12 protein-coding genes are annotated in these 15,257 nt (G+C 74.6%); 8 read left to right on the top strand and 4 right to left on the bottom strand.

Annotated features, from left to right (window positions below; genetic code table 11):
* Positions 1-147: 147 nt before the first annotated feature.
* Positions 148-708, bottom strand: a complete 561-nt coding sequence (locus tag IEZ07_RS17170) for a TetR/AcrR family transcriptional regulator (protein ID WP_191895671.1) — start codon at positions 706-708, stop codon at positions 148-150.
* 79 nt (positions 709-787) lie between these two features.
* Here IEZ07_RS17170 and IEZ07_RS17165 point away from each other — a divergent pair, with 79 nt between their 5' ends.
* The 3 genes from IEZ07_RS17165 to IEZ07_RS17155 all read left to right on the top strand — a co-directional run bounded on the left by IEZ07_RS17165 (position 788) and on the right by IEZ07_RS17155 (position 2,732).
* The gene (locus IEZ07_RS17165) at positions 788-1,432 is read left to right on the top strand and encodes an FMN-dependent NADH-azoreductase (RefSeq protein ID WP_191895670.1); all 645 of its coding nucleotides are present in this window, start codon (positions 788-790) and stop codon (positions 1,430-1,432) included.
* Positions 1,429-1,740, top strand: a complete 312-nt coding sequence (locus IEZ07_RS17160) for a DMT family transporter (protein ID WP_191895669.1) — start codon at positions 1,429-1,431, stop codon at positions 1,738-1,740. The genes IEZ07_RS17165 and IEZ07_RS17160 overlap by 4 nt, the downstream gene beginning before the upstream one ends.
* Positions 1,741-1,862: 122 nt before the next feature.
* Positions 1,863-2,732 carry an AraC family transcriptional regulator gene (locus tag IEZ07_RS17155; RefSeq protein ID WP_239320057.1) on the top strand — a complete coding sequence of 290 codons (870 nt, stop codon included), beginning with the start codon at positions 1,863-1,865 and terminating at the stop codon, positions 2,730-2,732.
* 92 nt (positions 2,733-2,824) lie between these two features.
* Here IEZ07_RS17155 and IEZ07_RS17150 read toward each other — a convergent pair whose 3' ends face one another.
* The gene (locus tag IEZ07_RS17150) at positions 2,825-3,727 is read right to left on the bottom strand and encodes an NAD(P)-dependent oxidoreductase (protein ID WP_191895668.1); all 903 of its coding nucleotides are present in this window, start codon (positions 3,725-3,727) and stop codon (positions 2,825-2,827) included.
* Between the two features lie 151 nt (positions 3,728-3,878).
* Positions 3,879-5,213 carry an aminotransferase-like domain-containing protein gene (locus tag IEZ07_RS17145; protein ID WP_191895667.1) on the bottom strand — a complete coding sequence of 445 codons (1,335 nt, stop codon included), beginning with the start codon at positions 5,211-5,213 and terminating at the stop codon, positions 3,879-3,881.
* A gap of 92 nt (positions 5,214-5,305) precedes the next feature.
* Here IEZ07_RS17145 and IEZ07_RS17140 point away from each other — a divergent pair, with 92 nt between their 5' ends.
* Positions 5,306-6,082, top strand: a complete 777-nt coding sequence (locus IEZ07_RS17140; protein WP_191895666.1) for an enoyl-CoA hydratase-related protein — start codon at positions 5,306-5,308, stop codon at positions 6,080-6,082.
* 53 nt (positions 6,083-6,135) lie between these two features.
* Here the strand turns inward: IEZ07_RS17140 and IEZ07_RS17135 are convergent, their stop codons facing one another.
* A complete protein-coding gene (locus tag IEZ07_RS17135; protein WP_204054395.1) occupies positions 6,136-11,208 on the bottom strand; it encodes an Lhr family helicase in 5,073 nt (1,690 codons plus the stop codon).
* A gap of 132 nt (positions 11,209-11,340) precedes the next feature.
* Here IEZ07_RS17135 and IEZ07_RS17130 point away from each other — a divergent pair, with 132 nt between their 5' ends.
* The 4 genes from IEZ07_RS17130 to recA all read left to right on the top strand — a co-directional run bounded on the left by IEZ07_RS17130 (position 11,341) and on the right by recA (position 15,246).
* Positions 11,341-12,678, top strand: a complete 1,338-nt coding sequence (locus IEZ07_RS17130) for a pyridoxal phosphate-dependent decarboxylase family protein (RefSeq protein WP_204054394.1) — start codon at positions 11,341-11,343, stop codon at positions 12,676-12,678.
* A gap of 270 nt (positions 12,679-12,948) precedes the next feature.
* The gene (locus IEZ07_RS17125) at positions 12,949-13,437 is read left to right on the top strand and encodes a VOC family protein (RefSeq protein WP_191895664.1); all 489 of its coding nucleotides are present in this window, start codon (positions 12,949-12,951) and stop codon (positions 13,435-13,437) included.
* Positions 13,438-13,529: 92 nt separating this feature from the next.
* Positions 13,530-13,724 (top strand): DUF3046 domain-containing protein, encoded by a 195-nt coding sequence (locus IEZ07_RS17120; protein WP_068896930.1) that lies wholly within the window; start codon positions 13,530-13,532, stop codon positions 13,722-13,724.
* 424 nt (positions 13,725-14,148) lie between these two features.
* The gene (gene recA / locus IEZ07_RS17115) at positions 14,149-15,246 is read left to right on the top strand and encodes a recombinase RecA (RefSeq protein WP_068896929.1); all 1,098 of its coding nucleotides are present in this window, start codon (positions 14,149-14,151) and stop codon (positions 15,244-15,246) included.
* Positions 15,247-15,257: the final 11 nt, after the last annotated feature.

Here is a 15,257-nt window from a genome sequence, read left to right as displayed (position 1 = left end):
GCCCACCCCGGGACGATCACGCCCCGGGGTGGTCACGTCCCGGGGTGATCACGCACCGGGGCGGTCGTGTCCCGGGACGGCCGTGCCCGAGGTGGGCCCGCCGCGGAGGTGGGCACGCCTTGGCGGTCCGCGGGCGGAGGCGGACGATCACCGGGACGTTCCGAGGACCCCGTCCGCCAGCCGGGCCAGGGCGGATGCGATCTGCTCGGCGGTCAGACCGCGGTCGTGGCGCTGGAAGCCGTACACCTCGGGGGCGAGCGGGGCCAGGAGGGGCTCCACCAGCGCGTCGGGGTCCGGCGCGTCCGCGGCGACGAGCAGGGACCTCACGTGCGCACGCCAGAAGCCGTACGCCCCCGTCGTGAACCGCGAGCGGCCGGTCTCGGCGCCGAGGACCAGATGGGCGTGGTCCTCCAGCAGCCGCACCATGGCGGCGTAGAACGCGGCCAGCCGGGCCGCCGGCGGTGCGCCCGGCCCCAGCGGGGGATCGCCGCGCAGCAGTTCCTCCTGCAGGGCGCGTTCGTGCTCGTCGAGAAGGGCCAGGGCGATCGCCGCCCGGTCCGGGTAGCGCCGGTAGAGGGTTCCGCGGCCCACCCCGGCGGCGCGGGCGATGTCGTCCATGGTGACGTTCGGCGCGCCCTCGGCGGCGAACAGGCGCCCGGCCGCTTCCAGGATCCGGGCGCGGTTGCGTGCGGCGTCGGCTCTCTCCATGACCCCGAGCATATTTGGACACGATGTCCACTTCCTTGGTAGCGTCAAATGGACACGATGTCCACTTATTGGAGTGATCATGGCTCGCCTGCTGCATCTGGACGCCGCCGCCCGGCGCCGCTCGATCTCCCGGGAGCTCTCCGCGGCGTTCGCCCGGGCCTGGCGCGCGGCGCACCCGGACGGCGGTTACACCTACCGAGACCTGGCGGCCGATCCCGTCCCGCACATCGGCGAGGCGTGGACCGAGCTCTGCGACCACGTGCTGGCGCACGGCATCACCGACGTCCGCCGCTACCGGGAGGCCGTGCGGACCCCCCGGCAGGAGGAGGCCTGGGCGACCCTCGCCCCGCTGCTGGACGAGCTGGTGGCCGCCGACGTGGTGCTCATCGGCACGCCGATGTACAACTACTCGATCCCCTCGGCGCTCAAGGCCTGGATCGACCAGGTGACCTTCCCGAGGATGTCGCTGTCCGGGCGCCGGTTCGTGGTGACCGGCGCCCGCGGCGGCGCCTACGGCCCCGGCACCCCGCGCGAGCCGGTCGACCACCAGGAGCGCTACCTGCGGGACTTCTTCAAGGGGCACTTCGGCGTCGAGGACGTCGCGTTCGTCCACGCCGAGCTGACCAACGCCCTGGTCGACCCGGTCCTGGCGCACCTGCGCGATGCGCAGGAGGCCTCGCACGCCGAGGCCCGCGTGCGGATCCTCGCGGAGGCCCGGAGATGAGCTGGGTCCTCCTGCTGCTCGCCGGGCTGGTGGAGATCGCCTGGTCGCAGAGCATCAGACCGACGGAGAACTTCACCCGGCCGGTGCCGACCCTGGTCTGCTTCGCCCTGGCCGCCGGCGCCGTCTGGCTGCTGTCCAAGGCGATGGACGACATCCCGGTCGGTACGGCCTACGCGGTCTTCACCGGCATCGGAGCGGTCGGTGCGATCACCTTGGGCGTCGTGCTGAACGGCGACCCGCTCGGCGCGGGCCGCGTCACCGCTCTCGCCCTGATCGTCGGCGGCATCGTCCTCGCCAGGCTCGCCTGACGCGCCGCCGGCGGTCCGCAGGACCGGAGCGTGCCCCGGCCCGCAGACCGTCCGGACGAACGAGTCCGAGGCGTGGCCGCGGAGTCAGGCCAGGATGCTCGGGGACGTCGTAGCCTGAGCGGGTGGGGCGTTTGCGCGGCGACGGCGGTGAGGCGGGCGGCGACGGGCTGCGGCGCCACCTGGCCGGGGGGACGGGCGGTCACCGGCTGAGGTTCGGTTCCGGCGCCGCGGGGATCGAGCGTCTGGAGGCGTCGCTGATCGGCGAGGGGTTCGCGCCGCACCGGCACGACACCTACGCGATCGGGGTGACCCTGGCGGGCGTGCAGACGTTCCGCTACCGGGGCGAGCTGCGGCACTGCCTGCCCGGCGACTGGCACGTCCTGCACCCCGACGAGGTGCACGACGGCATGCCGGGCACGGACGAGGGCTTCGGCTACCGGATCCTCTACGTCGATCCGTTCCTCGTGCAGCAGGCGCTGGGCGGGCGGCCGCTGCCGTTCGTCGCCGACCCGGTCGTGCGGCGCCGCGACGTGCGCCCGCCGCTGTCGGCGTGCCTGCGGCGCATCGACGAGCCGCTCGACGACCTCGAGAGACTCGACGTGGCGCTGCTGGTCGCGGACCTGCTGGAAAGGCACTCCGCCCCCCGTCCGGGCGGGCGGGCCGGGCTGGCGCTGGAAGCGCTGTCGCGCGTGCGCGAGCTGATCACCGAAGATCCGGCGACCAGGCGTTCCGTGGAGGAGCTCGAGCGGATCTCGGGGCTGGACCGGTGGACGCTCGCCCGCCAGTTCCGCGCCGCGTTCGGCACCAGCCCGACCCGCTTCCGCACGATGCGGCAGCTGGACCGGGTGCGCCGGCTGCTGCGCGGCGGCATGCCGCCCCGCGAGGCCGCGCTGGAGGCGGGCTTCGCCGACCAGAGCCACATGACCAGGATGTTCAAGCGGGCGTACGGCATGACGCCGGGGGCGTGGACCGCGGCGCTCGTCGGGCTGTGATCCCGGGGGCGTGGACCGCGGTGTTCGCCGGGCCGTCCCCGCTCGGCGGGCTCCCGCGAGCCGGGCCGGGGCGGCGCCGGACAGGGCGGCCGTCACCGTGCCCCTTCCGCCTCCGGTCCCTCCGTCCGGGAGGTCCTGGCCTCGATGGCATGGATGACGGCTGCCATGTCCGATCCGCCGTGTCCCAGCGTGAGCGTCTCACCGAACAGGGCCAGGCAGACGTCCAGCAGGGGCGAGGCCGTCCCCGAACCGCGGGCGGCCTCCGCGATCAGCCGGTTGTTCTTCAGCACGTCGGCGATCGCCGCCTGAGGGCTGAAATCGCGTCCGGCGAGCTTGGCGGCCTTCGTCCGGGAGACGGTGCTGGCCATCGGCCCGGAGCCGAGCACGTGCAGGAACACCTCCGGGTCGAGGTCGTGCCGGTCGGCGAAGTGCACGGCTTCGGCGAGGCCGGTCACCATCGTGATCAGGAACAGGTTGACCGCGAGCTTCATCAGCGACGCCGACGGGACGGCGCCGCACACGACCGTCTCGTGGCACATCGGCCGGAGCAGCGGCCGGACCTCCCCGACGGCGTCCGGTTCGCCGGCGAGCATCGCCACCAGCCGCCCGGCCTCGGCGGGTCCGCGCGACCCCGAGACCGGAGCCTCGACGTAGTCCCCTCCGGCGGCGCGGACGTCGGCCTCCAGCGCGGCCGAGTAGCCGGGCGCGGTCGTTCCCATGTGGACGACGACGTGCCCGGCGACCTTCGCCGCGAACCGGGGCGTCCCGCGCTCCAGCACGGCGTCGATCGCAGCCTCGTCCGCCAGCATCAGCACCACCACGCGGGCCCGTTCGAACACCTCGGCAGGGCTCGCCGCCACTCCCGCGCCGGCTGCGCGCAGGACGTCGCACCGGCCGGGGGAGCGGTTCCAGACGACGAGGCGCGTGCCCGCGCGGACCAGATTGAGCGCCATGGGCCGGCCCATGAGCCCGAGACCGAGGAAACCCACGTCCATCCACGTACACCTCCGCCGCGCCCCGCGGCGGGGCGCCGACGGGAACAGTTGTAGCGGAGGGCGGCGGCACCGGTCTTGAACGGTTGTGCAGACATTCCCTTCCGCGACCGCGCCCGCCGGGGGACCGGAACACGCGCCGCCCGCCGGTGCGTCACGGCGGAATCGCCTCGACGGTCCGCCGCAGGCGGTGCAGGACGGACGCGAGCTCGTCCAGCGGCGGAGTGCCCAGCGCCAGCCGGAGTGCCCGGGGACGGCGAGGGCCGGTGGCGAACGCATCGGAGGTGGACACCAGGATCCCCTCCTCCGCGAGCGCGGCGGCGACGTGATCGGGACGCTGGTGGGGTTCCAGGCCGAGCCACACGATGTAGGACGCCGGGTGCGCCACGACGTCCATGCCGGCGAGCGCGTTCCGGGCGATGTCCTGCCGGGCGGCGGCGTCCTCGCGGCGCGCCCGCTCCAGCTGCTCGACCGTGCCGTCGGTGATCCAGCCGGTGGCGAGCGCGGCGACGAGGGCGGGCACGCTCCAGGCCGCCGCGCGCAGGCTCCTGGTGACGGCTCGGACGTGCCGGTCGGGGACCACGGCGAAGCCGAACCGGAGCCCGGTCGCCACGTTCTTGGACAGGCCGGCGACGTAGCAGGTGCGTTCGGGGGCCAGGGCCTGGAGCGGCGGGGGCGGTGCGGCCTCGAGGAAGGCGTACGTGCCGTCCTCGACGATCACGCAGTCGGCGGCGCGGGCGACGGCGGCGAGGCCGGCGCGCCGCTCCCGGTCGAGCACCCAGCCGAGCGGGTTGTGCACGGTGGGGATCGTGTAGATCGCACGGACCGGCCGGGTACGGCACAGCCGATCGAGGGCGGCGAGGTCGGGGCCGGCCGCGGTCACCGGGACCGGGGCGAGGTCGAGGCCCTGCGCCGCGGCGAGGAGCCTGATGCCGGGGTAGCTGAGCGCGTCGACGGCCAGGACGTCGCCGGGCCGGGTGAGGGCCCGCAGCGTGACGTCGAGCGCCTGCTGGGTGCCGCCCGTCAGCAGGACGTTCGCCGGCGCGACGTCGATCCCGCGGCCGAGCAGGTAGGCGGCCACGACCGCGCGGTCGCCGCTGCGCCCGCCCGGTGGGTGCTGGCGCAGCAGCGACTCGACCTCACCCGACGTGGAGAGGGTCCGCAGGGCCGTACGCAACCGGTCGCCCTGGTCCGGGGCCAGGGGCTGGTTGAACGACAGGTCGGCCACCCGCGGCACCGGCAGGGCACGCGACGGCTCCGGCCCGTCGTAGCCGGACCGGTGCCGGACGAACGTCCCGCGTCCCGGCTCTCCCGTGACCAGCCCCATCGCGGCCAGCTCGGCGTAGACCCGGGTGGCCGTGGCCAGGGCGATCCGGCGCTCGCGGGCGAGGCCGCGGTGTGTCGGGAGCCGGGTGCCCGCCGGGATCGCGCCGGTGCGGATCGCCGCGGCGAGCTCGTCGGCGATGCGCCGGTAGGAAGGTGGCCGCATGCCGGACCTTGTATCTAGGACGATTAATGGATCGTCCTAGATTACGCCTCCTAGGCTCGGTGCGACTCGCCTCACCGAACGGAGCGCCGGGCATGACCGTCCACATCGACCGGAACGACCACCTGATCACGATCACCATCGATCGGGAGCGGAAACTCAACGCGCTCGACTACCCGACGATCGACGCGCTGCTCGCCGCACTCGACCGCATCGACTCCGACGACTCGGCCCGCGCGGTCATCGTGACCGGCGCCGGCTGCAGGGCGTTCAGCGCGGGCGCGGACATCCCGTCCGTCGCGGCGAGCATCGCGGGCGGGACCGAGCGCGCCCTGCGCGAGGTGGTCCGGCGGGGCCACGCGCTGACCCGGAGGATCGAGGAGTTCCCGAAGCCGGTGATCGTCGCCGTCAACGGTCTCGCCTACGGCGGCGGCTGCGAGATCGCCGAGGCCGCCCCGCTCGCGATCGCCGCCGAGCACGCGACGTTCGCCAAGCCGGAGATCGCCCTCGGCTTCCCCCCGCCGTTCGGCGGCTCCCAGCGGCTGCCGCGCCACGTCGGCCGCAAGCGAGGCCTCGAGATGATCCTGACCGGGGACCCGATCCCCGCCGCGCGGGCCGCCGACATCGGCCTGGTCAACGCCGTCGTACCGGCCGACGACCTCCTCGACGCCGCGCGGGACCTGGCCGCCCGGATCGTACGGCATGCGCCGACGGCCGTGGCGGCCTGCCTGCGCGCGGTCACGCGCGGCGTCAACCTGCCGATCGACGAAGGACTGGCCGTCGAGGCCGGCTGCTTCGCCGGCACCGTGCCCACCGACGGCGTGCGGGACGGCCTGCGGCGGTTCCTCGGCCGCTCGGCCGCCTCCGCCTGAAGCCTGTCCTGCGGAGCCCTGCGGATCCTCCTCCATGAGCCACGGGACAGGCCTCAGGAACGCAGGCGCAGCCCGCGGGGGGTCGGGTGGAATCCGGCGGCCTCCAGCGCGGCGGCCAGCGGGGAGTCGTTGATCGCGGCCCCGTCGGCGCGCTCCACCGTGAGCCTGCCGAGCGCGCCGTCCCGTACGGCCAGCGCCAGGGCGTCGACGGCGGGCCGGACGCGGTCGTCGTCGGCGAACGACAGCAGGGTCTTGCCGCCGCGCTCGACGTAGAGCACCAGGTGCCCGTCGACCAGCACCACCAGGGCGCCCGCCTTCCGCCCGGGCTTGTGGGACACGTCCCCCGGATGCGCGGGCCACGGCAGCGCCGCGCCGTAGGGGTTGGCCGGATCGGCGGCGGAGAGCACCACGGCCCGCCGCCCGTCACCGTCACCGCCGCCGTCGCGGCGGGAGGGGGCGGCCCACGGGACGGGCCCGGGCCCGCGCGGGGCGGAGGCATCCCATGGACCGGCCGCTCCCCGCCCGCGGTCGGCGGGCGGACCGGGGACGCTCCACGGATCGGTCGTCCCCGGCGGCGCGGGCGCGTCCCAGGGCGCCGGAGGCGGCGGGGCGGAGGCCGCGCGCATGCGGTCGACGGCCCCCGGCAGGGCGAACTGGGCGCCGCCCAGGCCCTCGACGAAGTAGCCGCGGCGGCACCGGCCGCTCTCCTCGAACGCGCGCAGCACCTGGTAGACCGCGGAGAACCCGCCCGGCAGGCGCTCGGCCGCGACCGCTCCCCGGGTCACCACGCCGTGCCGTTCCAGCAGCACCTCCGCCTGGGCGTGCGCCCGCTGGGTGCCGTCCTCGGCCGGGGCGGGCAGCAGCCACCAGCGCCCGCCCACGGTCGGCGGGCCGCTCCGGGTGGGCAGCACCGCCCGCCGCCTGCGGGTGGCCGCCGGACGGTGCGCGGGCCGCCCGGTGCCGAGCACCGCCCGCAACGGGGCCAGGGTGTCGCCGGTGACCCGTCCCGCCCACACCAGGTCCCACACCGCCGCCACCAGGGCCCTGTCGTCGGGGATCTCCCCGGACAGGGTGCCGGTCCGGCCCGCCAGCTCGCGGAAGAACAGCGCGCCCCCGCCGGCGAGGACCTCCAGGACCGCCTCGTGCAGCGGGGTCGTGGTGATCTCCAGAGGGGAGGGGAGCAGCAGCGGGGCGGTGTCGGCGAAGTAGAGGGAGACCCAGCCGTCCCCGCCGGGCAGCGAGCCCTGCCCGGCCCAGACCACCTCGCCAGAGGAGGTCAGCCCGTCCAGCAGGGACGGGTCGTAACCCGGCACCCGGGAGGGCAGGACCAGCGTCTCCAGCGCCGAGGCGGGCACCGCCGCGCCCTGGAGCCGCTCTATGGCGTCCACCAGCGCGTCGACCGGCGGCCTGCCCCGGCGCGCGGCGCCGGTGATCCCGTGCCAGGCGGGGGAGAACGCGGCCAGCGCCTCCGGCGGGACCGGCTCGACCTCCTTGCGGAGCCGCGCCAGCGACCTGCGGCGCAGCATGCGCAGCACGCCCGCGTCGCACCACTCCTCGCCCCGGCCGCCGGGCCGGAACTCGCCGCTCACCACGCGGCTGGCGGCCGCCAGGCGGCGCAGCGCGTCGGCGACGACGGCCGGGCCCAGCCCGAACCTGGCCGCGGCCGCGGCGGCGGAGAAGGGTGCGCGCGTGCGGGCGTGCCGGGACAGGAGGTCGCCGAGCGGGTCGTCCACCGGCTCCAGGAAGGCGTGCGGCAGGCCCACCGGGAGCGGCGTGCCGAGCGCGTCGCGCAGCCGGGCGGCGTCCTCGACCGCGGCCCACTGCTCCTGCCCCGCCACCCGTACCCGGATCGCCCGCCGGGCCGCCTCCAGACCGTCCAGCCAGGCCGGGTCGCCCCCGCGCAGGCTCACGTCGGCGGAGAGCAGGGGACCGTGGGAGCGGAGCAGGTCGGCGACGTCCTCGGCGTCGCGGAGCGGCCGGTCCAGCCGGGCCAGCTCGCGCTCGGTGTCGGCGATCACGTCGGGGTCGAGCAGCTCGCGCAGGTCGGCCTGGCCGAGCAGCTCGGCCAGCAGGCTCGTGTCGAGCGCGAGCGCCTGCGCGCGGCGCTCGGCCAGCGGGGCGTCCCCCTCGTACATGAACGCGCCGACGTAATTGAAGAGCAGGGACGCCGCGAACGGCGACGCCTGGGACGTCTCCACCTCGACCAGGCGCACCCGCCGTGCCGCGACGTCCCGCATGAGGCGGACCAGCCCCGGCACGTCGAACACGTCCTGCAGGCACTCGCGCATGGTCTCCAGCACGACCGGGAACGAGCCGTAGCGGCCGGCCACGCCCAGCAGGTGGGAGGCCCGCTGCCGCTGCTGCCAGAGCGGGGTCCGCCTCCCCGGGCTGCGGCGCGGCAGCAGCAGGGACCGCCCGGCGCACTCGCGGAACCGGGAGGCGAACAGCGCCGAGCCGCCGAGCTCCTCGGTGACGATCCGCTCGATCTCCTCGGGGTCGAAGACCGCGACGTCCGAGGGCGGATCGGAGAGCGTGTCGGGGATGCGCAGCACGATCCCGTCGTCGGAGTGCACGGCCTGCACGTCGACTCCGTATCGCTCGCGCAGCCGCCGCCCGATCGCCAGCGCCCACGGGGCGTGCACCCGCGCGCCGTACGGCGAGTGCACCACCACGCGCCAGTCGCCCAGCTCGTCGTGGAACCGCTCGACCACGAGGGTGCGGTCGTCCGGCACGTATCCGGTGGCCTCGCGCTGCTCGGCCAGGTAGGACAGCAGGTTGGCCGCGGCGAAGGCGTCCAGGCCGGCCGCCCTGACCCGGGCCGGCGCGGCCTCGGCGTCCGCCGCGGACAGCTCGCGCAGGAAGGCGCCGATCGCCCGGCCCAGCTCGGCCGGGCGGCCCGGGGTGTCGCCGTGCCAGAAGGGCAGCTTGCCGGGCTGCCCGGGGGCGGGGGAGACCAGCACCCGGTCGGCCGTGATGTCCTCGATCCGCCAGGAGGTCGCGCCCAGCACGAAGACGTCACCCGCCCGGGACTCGTAGACCATCTCCTCGTCCAGCTCACCCACCCGGGAGGCCTTCTCCCCGACGAGGAACACGCCGTACAGGCCCCGGTCGGGGATCGTGCCGCCGCTGGTGACGGCCAGCCGCTGGGCGCCGGGCCGCCCCTGCAGGACGCCGGTGACCCGGTCCCAGACGACGCGCGGGCGCAGCTCGGCGAACTCCTCGCTGGGGTAGCGCCCGGCGAGCATGTCGAGCGTCGCCTCCAGCGCGCTGCGGGGCAGCGTCCGGTACGGCGCGGCGCGGCGGACCACCGCCTCCAGCTCGTCGACGGTCCACTCCTCCAGCGCGGTCATCGCGACGATCTGCTGGGCGAGCACGTCGAGCGGGTTGCGCGGGTAGCGCAGCTCCTCGATCTCGCCCCGCTTCATCCGCTCGGCGACCACGGCCGTCTGGACCAGGTCGCCGCGGTACTTGGGGAAGATCACCCCGCGTGAGACCGCGCCCACCTGGTGCCCGGCCCGGCCGATGCGCTGCAGGCCGCTCGCCACGCTCGGCGGCGCCTCCACGCACGCGACCAGGTCGACCGAGCCCATGTCGATGCCGAGCTCCAGGCTGGAGGTCGCCACCACGGCGGGCAGCCGCCCGGACTTGAGCGCCTCCTCGATCTGGGCGCGCTCCTCCTTCGACACCGAGCCGTGGTGGGCCCGCACGATCTCCGGCGGCGCTCCCGCGCCCGCCCCGGCCTGGGCCATCATCTCGGCCGGGGTGGAGATCGGGGCAGGGGGCCGGGGGAAGCCCGCGGACCAGTGGACCGGCTCCTGGCCGGGCGTCCGCCCGCCGGGATCCTCGGCGGGACGCCGGGCGGGACCGGGACCTCCGGGGAGGCCTTCGGCGGCACGCCCGGCGGGGCCTCCGGGGTGGTGATCGGCGGGACGCCCGGCGGAGCCGTCCGGGGAGCGCCCCGCGGCGGCGTCCGCCGGACCGGCGGGGGAGGCGTCGCTCCCGGCGGCGGACCGCTCGGCGGCCAGTTCGTTGAGACGGGCGCAGAGCCGTTCGGCGAGCCGGCGGGAGTTGGCGAACACGATCGTCGAGCGGTGACCGCCGATCAGATCGAGGAGCCGCTCCTCGACGTGCGGCCAGATCGTCCGCCGGGCCGGTCGCCGCTCCGGCCACGCGTCGTCGCCGGCGTCCGGCCGGGGCGCGGTGTCGAGCTCGGTCATGTCCTCGACCGGGACGACGACCTCGACCTCGACGACCTTCTCCGAAGGCGGCTGCACCACGGTCGCGGGGCGGGGCCCGCCGAGGAACGCGGCCACCTCGCTCACCGGCCGCACGGTGGCCGACAGGCCGATGCGCTGCGCGGGGCGCCGGAGCAGGGCGTCGAGCCGCTCCAGGCTGAGGGCCAGGTGCGCGCCGCGTTTGGTGGCCGCCACCGCGTGGACCTCGTCGACGATGACGGTCTCCACACCGCGCAGCGCCTCGCGGGCTTGGCTCGTCAGCAGCAGGAACAGCGACTCCGGGGTGGTGATGAGGATGTCGGAGGGCCTGGCCGCGAACCTGCGGCGCTCCTCGGCGGAGGTGTCGCCGGACCGGATCGCCACCGAGATCTCCGGCACCGGCAGGCCGAGCCGCCGGGCGGTCTGCTCGAGCCCGGCCAGCGGCGCGCGCAGGTTGCGCTCGACGTCCACCGCCAGGGCCTTGAGCGGCGAGACGTAGAGCACCCGGCACCGCGGGGGAGCCCCGTCGTCCTCCGCCGCGCCTTTCGCGCCACCGGCCTTCGCCCGGGAGCGCCGCCGCCCGGCCGGGGCGGTCGCCGTCTCCCCGGCTGCGGCGTCCCGAGCGGCGGCCGGGGTCTCCGCGCCGATCGCGGCCCGCCGGCCCGCCGGGGCCTGTGGATCGGCCGGGGCCTGTGCGCGCGGGCCCGCCGTGCGCTCGACGGCCAGGCGGTCGAGGGACCACAGGAACGCGGCGAGGGTCTTGCCGGACCCGGTCGGCGCGACCACCAGCGTGTTGTCCCCCCGGGCGATCGACTCCCACGCCCCCTGCTGGGCGGCGGTCGGCGCGGCGAAGGCCCCGGCGAACCATTCCCTGGTCACCTGGGTGAAGTGGTCGAGCGCTGATCCGGTCACGTTCCCATACTGCCGGGCGGCACCGACAGAACCGACGCCGCCCGGCAACCGTACGAGACGGAGAAAAACCCCTGTTGCGGTGTCCATAATGGCTATTGGTTGTTTTAACTGTTTTGTCTCCATACTTCTCGGGTGCACAGCTACGACGAGCGCCTGACGAACCTGGTCTTCGACTACATGAGGGACCGGCTCTCCCTCGATCCCGTCCCCCTCGACCACCCCGGGATCAAGGACAAGCTCGACGCGGCGCTGGACGGGATCATCACCGCCGCGGGCACCGACCCCGAGAAGGTCCTGGACGTCTACGCCACGCAGCTGGCCCCGGCGGTCATCTCCGCCGACAGCCCGCGCTTCCTGTCCTTCATCCCGGCCGCGCCGACCAAGGCCGCGCTCCTGTTCGACATGGTCGTCTCCTGCGCCTCGCTGCAGGGCATCTCCTGGCTGGAGGCCTCCGGCGCGATCGCCGCGGAGAACCAGGTCCTGCGCCTGCTCGCGGACCGGGCCGGGATGCCCGCCGGAGCGGGCGGCTGCTTCGTCTCCGGCGGCTCGGCGGGCAACCTCTCCGCCCTCGTCGTGGCCCGCGACACCGCCCGGCGCACCCGTCCCGGAGGACGCCTGCGCGTCGCCGTCAGCGACCAGGCGCACTCCTCGATCTCCAACACCCTGCGCATCATCGACGTGGACGCCCTCGTCGTCCCCTCCCTCGACCACCGTCTGACCGGCGACGCCCTGCGCGCCGCCCTGGCCGCCGATCCCGACCCGTCGGACGTGATGGCCGTGGTCGCCACCTCCGGCACCACCAACGCCGGGATCATCGACGACCTCGCCGGGGTCGCCGAGGTCGCCCGCGAGCGCGGTCTCTGGTTCCACGTGGACGGCGCGTACGGCGGCGCGGGCCTGTTCGCCCCCTCCGTCCGCCACCGCTACGCCGGGATCGAGCACGCCGACTCCTTCGTCGTGGACCCGCACAAGTGGCTGTTCGCGCCCTTCGACTGCGCGGCGCTGCTCTACCGCGAGCCCCGCCTGGCCCGCGCCGTGCACACCCAGGACGCCTCCTACCTCGACGTCCTGCACACCGGGGGCGACGAGTGGAACCCGACCGACTACGCCTACCACCTGACGCGCCGCGCCCGGGGCCTGCCGCTCTGGTTCTCCCTGGCCGTCAACGGCACGGACGCCTACACCGAGGCCGTCGAGAAGGGCCTCTCCCTGGCCCGCGAGACCGCGCGGCTGATCGGCGGGACCCCGTGCCTGGAACTGATCCGCGAACCGGAGCTGTCGGCGGTGCTGTTCCGCCGGACCGGGTGGACCGCGCGGGACTACCACGAGTGGTCCGAGCGGCTGCTCGCCGGGCAGATCGGCTTCGTGACCCCGACCGGCTGGGAGGGCGAGACCGTCGCCCGGTTCGCGTTCCTGCACCCGGGAACGTCCATGGAGATCGTGCAGGAGATCCTCGCCACCATGGCGTGACGGCGTGACGGCGTGACGGCGTGACGGCGTGACGGCGTGACGGCCTGCGGCGCGACGGCCTGCGGCGCGACGGGCGGACGGGCGCGGGGCCGGACGGGCGGCGGCCCGCGCGGTGTGACGGCCGGGATCCGCCGGGACGGGACGGCCCGGAGTGACGGGCGGGAGTGACGGTGGCATGACGGTCCGGAAAGGTTGAGTCACTCCCGGCACGGAGAGATAGCTCAGACACGGCACGCGGGCAACCGGCACACGGAGATGATGGGTCAGGCGATGAGCATCGACTATCCGGCCATCGAGACGGCGCGCGAGCGGATCAGGGCCGAGCACCTGCGGGCGCACCGCCCGCCCAGCAGCGCCCGGGGGCTGCACCACTTCGCCCTGATCTGCTCCGACATCGAGCGGACGATCGCCTTCTACCAGGACCTCCTGGAGTTCCCCCTCACCGAGATATTCGAGAACCGCGACTACCGGGGTTCCAACCACTTCTTCTTCGACGTCGGCAACGGCAACCTGCTGGCCTTCTTCGACTTCCCCGGCCTGGACCTCGCCCCCTACGCCGAGGTCCTCGGCGGCCTCCACCACATCGCGATCTCGGTCGACCCGTCGACCTGGGAGCGGCTGCGGGGCAGGCTGGAGGCCGCGGGCGTGCCGCACCAGATAGAGAGCGGCGCCTCGATCTACTTCCGCGACCCCGACGGGACGCGCCTGGAACTGCTCGCCGACCCCCTCGGCGAGATGTACGGCTCCCACGTCATCTGAGAGCGGATCGTCCGAGGGATCCGAGAGCGGATCATCTGAGGGCGGATCCCGTCGCAGCCCGGTCACGTTCCCCGGGGACCCATACTGGAGGGATGCGCCTGTCGGATTTCTGGAACCGGATGAAGCTGCACTTCGGCGATCCCTACGCCGAGTCGTGGGCCCGCGACTACGTCATCGCGGAGCTGGGCGGCCGGACGGTGACCCAGGCGCTGGCCGACGGCATCGCGGCCAAGGAGGTCTGGCACGCGGTCTGCGGAGTGGTGAGCGTCGACTCCCGGCTGCGGTAGGGCGACGGCACATCCCCGTCCGCACCCGCAGCCACGGGATCACCGCCTCCGAGCATGCGGCCGACCAGGCCCCGTCCGGGAGGCTCCGCGGCCGGGGACCCGAGGCGGGCCGGGCGTCGCCGGCTGGACGCATCCGTCAGGCGGAGCACCTTCCGGCCCGGTTCCGCTCCAGGATTCCCCCAGGTCGGCCGGGTCGCAACAGGTCTGACGGAATGCCCGGGAACGTCACCGGAGGGAGCGGGCGGCCGCGCGGCGGGGGATCGCGGCCCGGTGGCACGGGTGATGCGGTTGATCCTCGATCGAACAGCCGTTCGGCTATATTGGACGGGTCAGCCCTAGTGGCGTGCTCTCCGGAAAATGTCGGTGGCACCCCGTAGCTTTCTGGCAACACCGATCCGACCCACAACCCTCCAGGGGGCTCCCAGTGGCAGCTAACGACCGCGAGAAGGCGCTCGAGACCGCGCTCGCTCAGATCGAGCGGCAGTTCGGCAAGGGCTCCGTCATGCGTCTCGGCGACGAGACCCGCGCACCCATCGAAGTGATCCCGACCGGGTCCATCTCCCTCGACGTCGCCCTCGGCATCGGCGGGCTCCCGCGCGGTCGCATCGTCGAGATCTACGGCCCGGAGTCCTCCGGTAAGACCACCGTCGCGCTGCACGCGGTGGCCAACGCCCAGCGCGCGGGCGGCATCGCCGCGTTCATCGACGCCGAGCACGCCCTCGACCCGGAATACGCCAAGAAGCTGGGCGTCGACACCGACGCGCTGCTCGTCTCCCAGCCCGACACCGGTGAGCAGGCGCTGGAGATCGCCGACATGCTGATCCGTTCGGGCGCCGTCGACCTGCTGGTCATCGACTCGGTCGCGGCCCTGGTGCCGAAGGCCGAGATCGAGGGCGAGATGGGTGACAGCCACGTCGGCCTCCAGGCCCGCCTGATGTCGCAGGCCCTGCGCAAGGTCGCCGGCGCGCTCAACAGCACCGGCACCACCGCGATCTTCATCAACCAGCTCCGCGAGAAGATCGGCGTCATGTTCGGCTCGCCCGAGACCACGACCGGTGGAAAGGCGCTGAAGTTCTACGCCTCGGTCCGTCTCGACATCCGCCGCATCGAGACGCTGAAGGACGGCACCGAGGCGGTCGGCAACCGCACCCGGGTGAAGGTCGTCAAGAACAAGATGGCCCCGCCCTTCCGGGTGGCCGACTTCGACATCCTGTACGGCGTCGGCATCTCCCGCGAGGGCGGCCTGATCGACATGGGCGTCGAGCACGGCTTCGTCCGCAAGTCCGGCGCCTGGTACACCTACGAGGGCGACCAGCTCGGTCAGGGCAAGGAGAACGCCCGCAACTTCCTGCGCAACCACCCCGACACGGCGAACGAGATCGAGAAGAAGATCAAGGAGAAGCTCGGCGTCGGCCCGCGGGTGGACGCCCCCGCCACCCCGCCGCCCGCCGCCCCCGCGGCTCCCGCCGCCTCCGGCCGGGGCTCCAAGGCGGCCGCCGCGGCCAAGCCCGGTGACGCCTGATCCGGGCCGAG

Origin of the sequence: Planomonospora parontospora, assembly GCA_014647935.1 — a bacterium.
GTDB lineage: Bacteria > Actinomycetota > Actinomycetes > Streptosporangiales > Streptosporangiaceae > Planomonospora > Planomonospora parontospora.
Note: the sequence above shows the minus strand (reverse complement) of the source record. Positions and strands in the feature narration are given on the sequence as shown.

Coding starts and splice junctions, on each gene's coding strand:
- IEZ07_RS17140 (WP_191895666.1), top strand. CDS start 5,306: ATGACCGTCCACATCGACCGGAACGACCACCTGATCACGATCACCATC.
- IEZ07_RS17120 (WP_068896930.1), top strand. CDS start 13,530: ATGCGCCTGTCGGATTTCTGGAACCGGATGAAGCTGCACTTCGGCGAT.
- IEZ07_RS17145 (WP_191895667.1), bottom strand. CDS start 5,213: ATGCGGCCACCTTCCTACCGGCGCATCGCCGACGAGCTCGCCGCGGCG.
- IEZ07_RS17160 (WP_191895669.1), top strand. CDS start 1,429: ATGAGCTGGGTCCTCCTGCTGCTCGCCGGGCTGGTGGAGATCGCCTGG.
- IEZ07_RS17150 (WP_191895668.1), bottom strand. CDS start 3,727: ATGGACGTGGGTTTCCTCGGTCTCGGGCTCATGGGCCGGCCCATGGCG.
- IEZ07_RS17165 (WP_191895670.1), top strand. CDS start 788: ATGGCTCGCCTGCTGCATCTGGACGCCGCCGCCCGGCGCCGCTCGATC.
- IEZ07_RS17170 (WP_191895671.1), bottom strand. CDS start 708: ATGGAGAGAGCCGACGCCGCACGCAACCGCGCCCGGATCCTGGAAGCG.
- IEZ07_RS17125 (WP_191895664.1), top strand. CDS start 12,949: ATGAGCATCGACTATCCGGCCATCGAGACGGCGCGCGAGCGGATCAGG.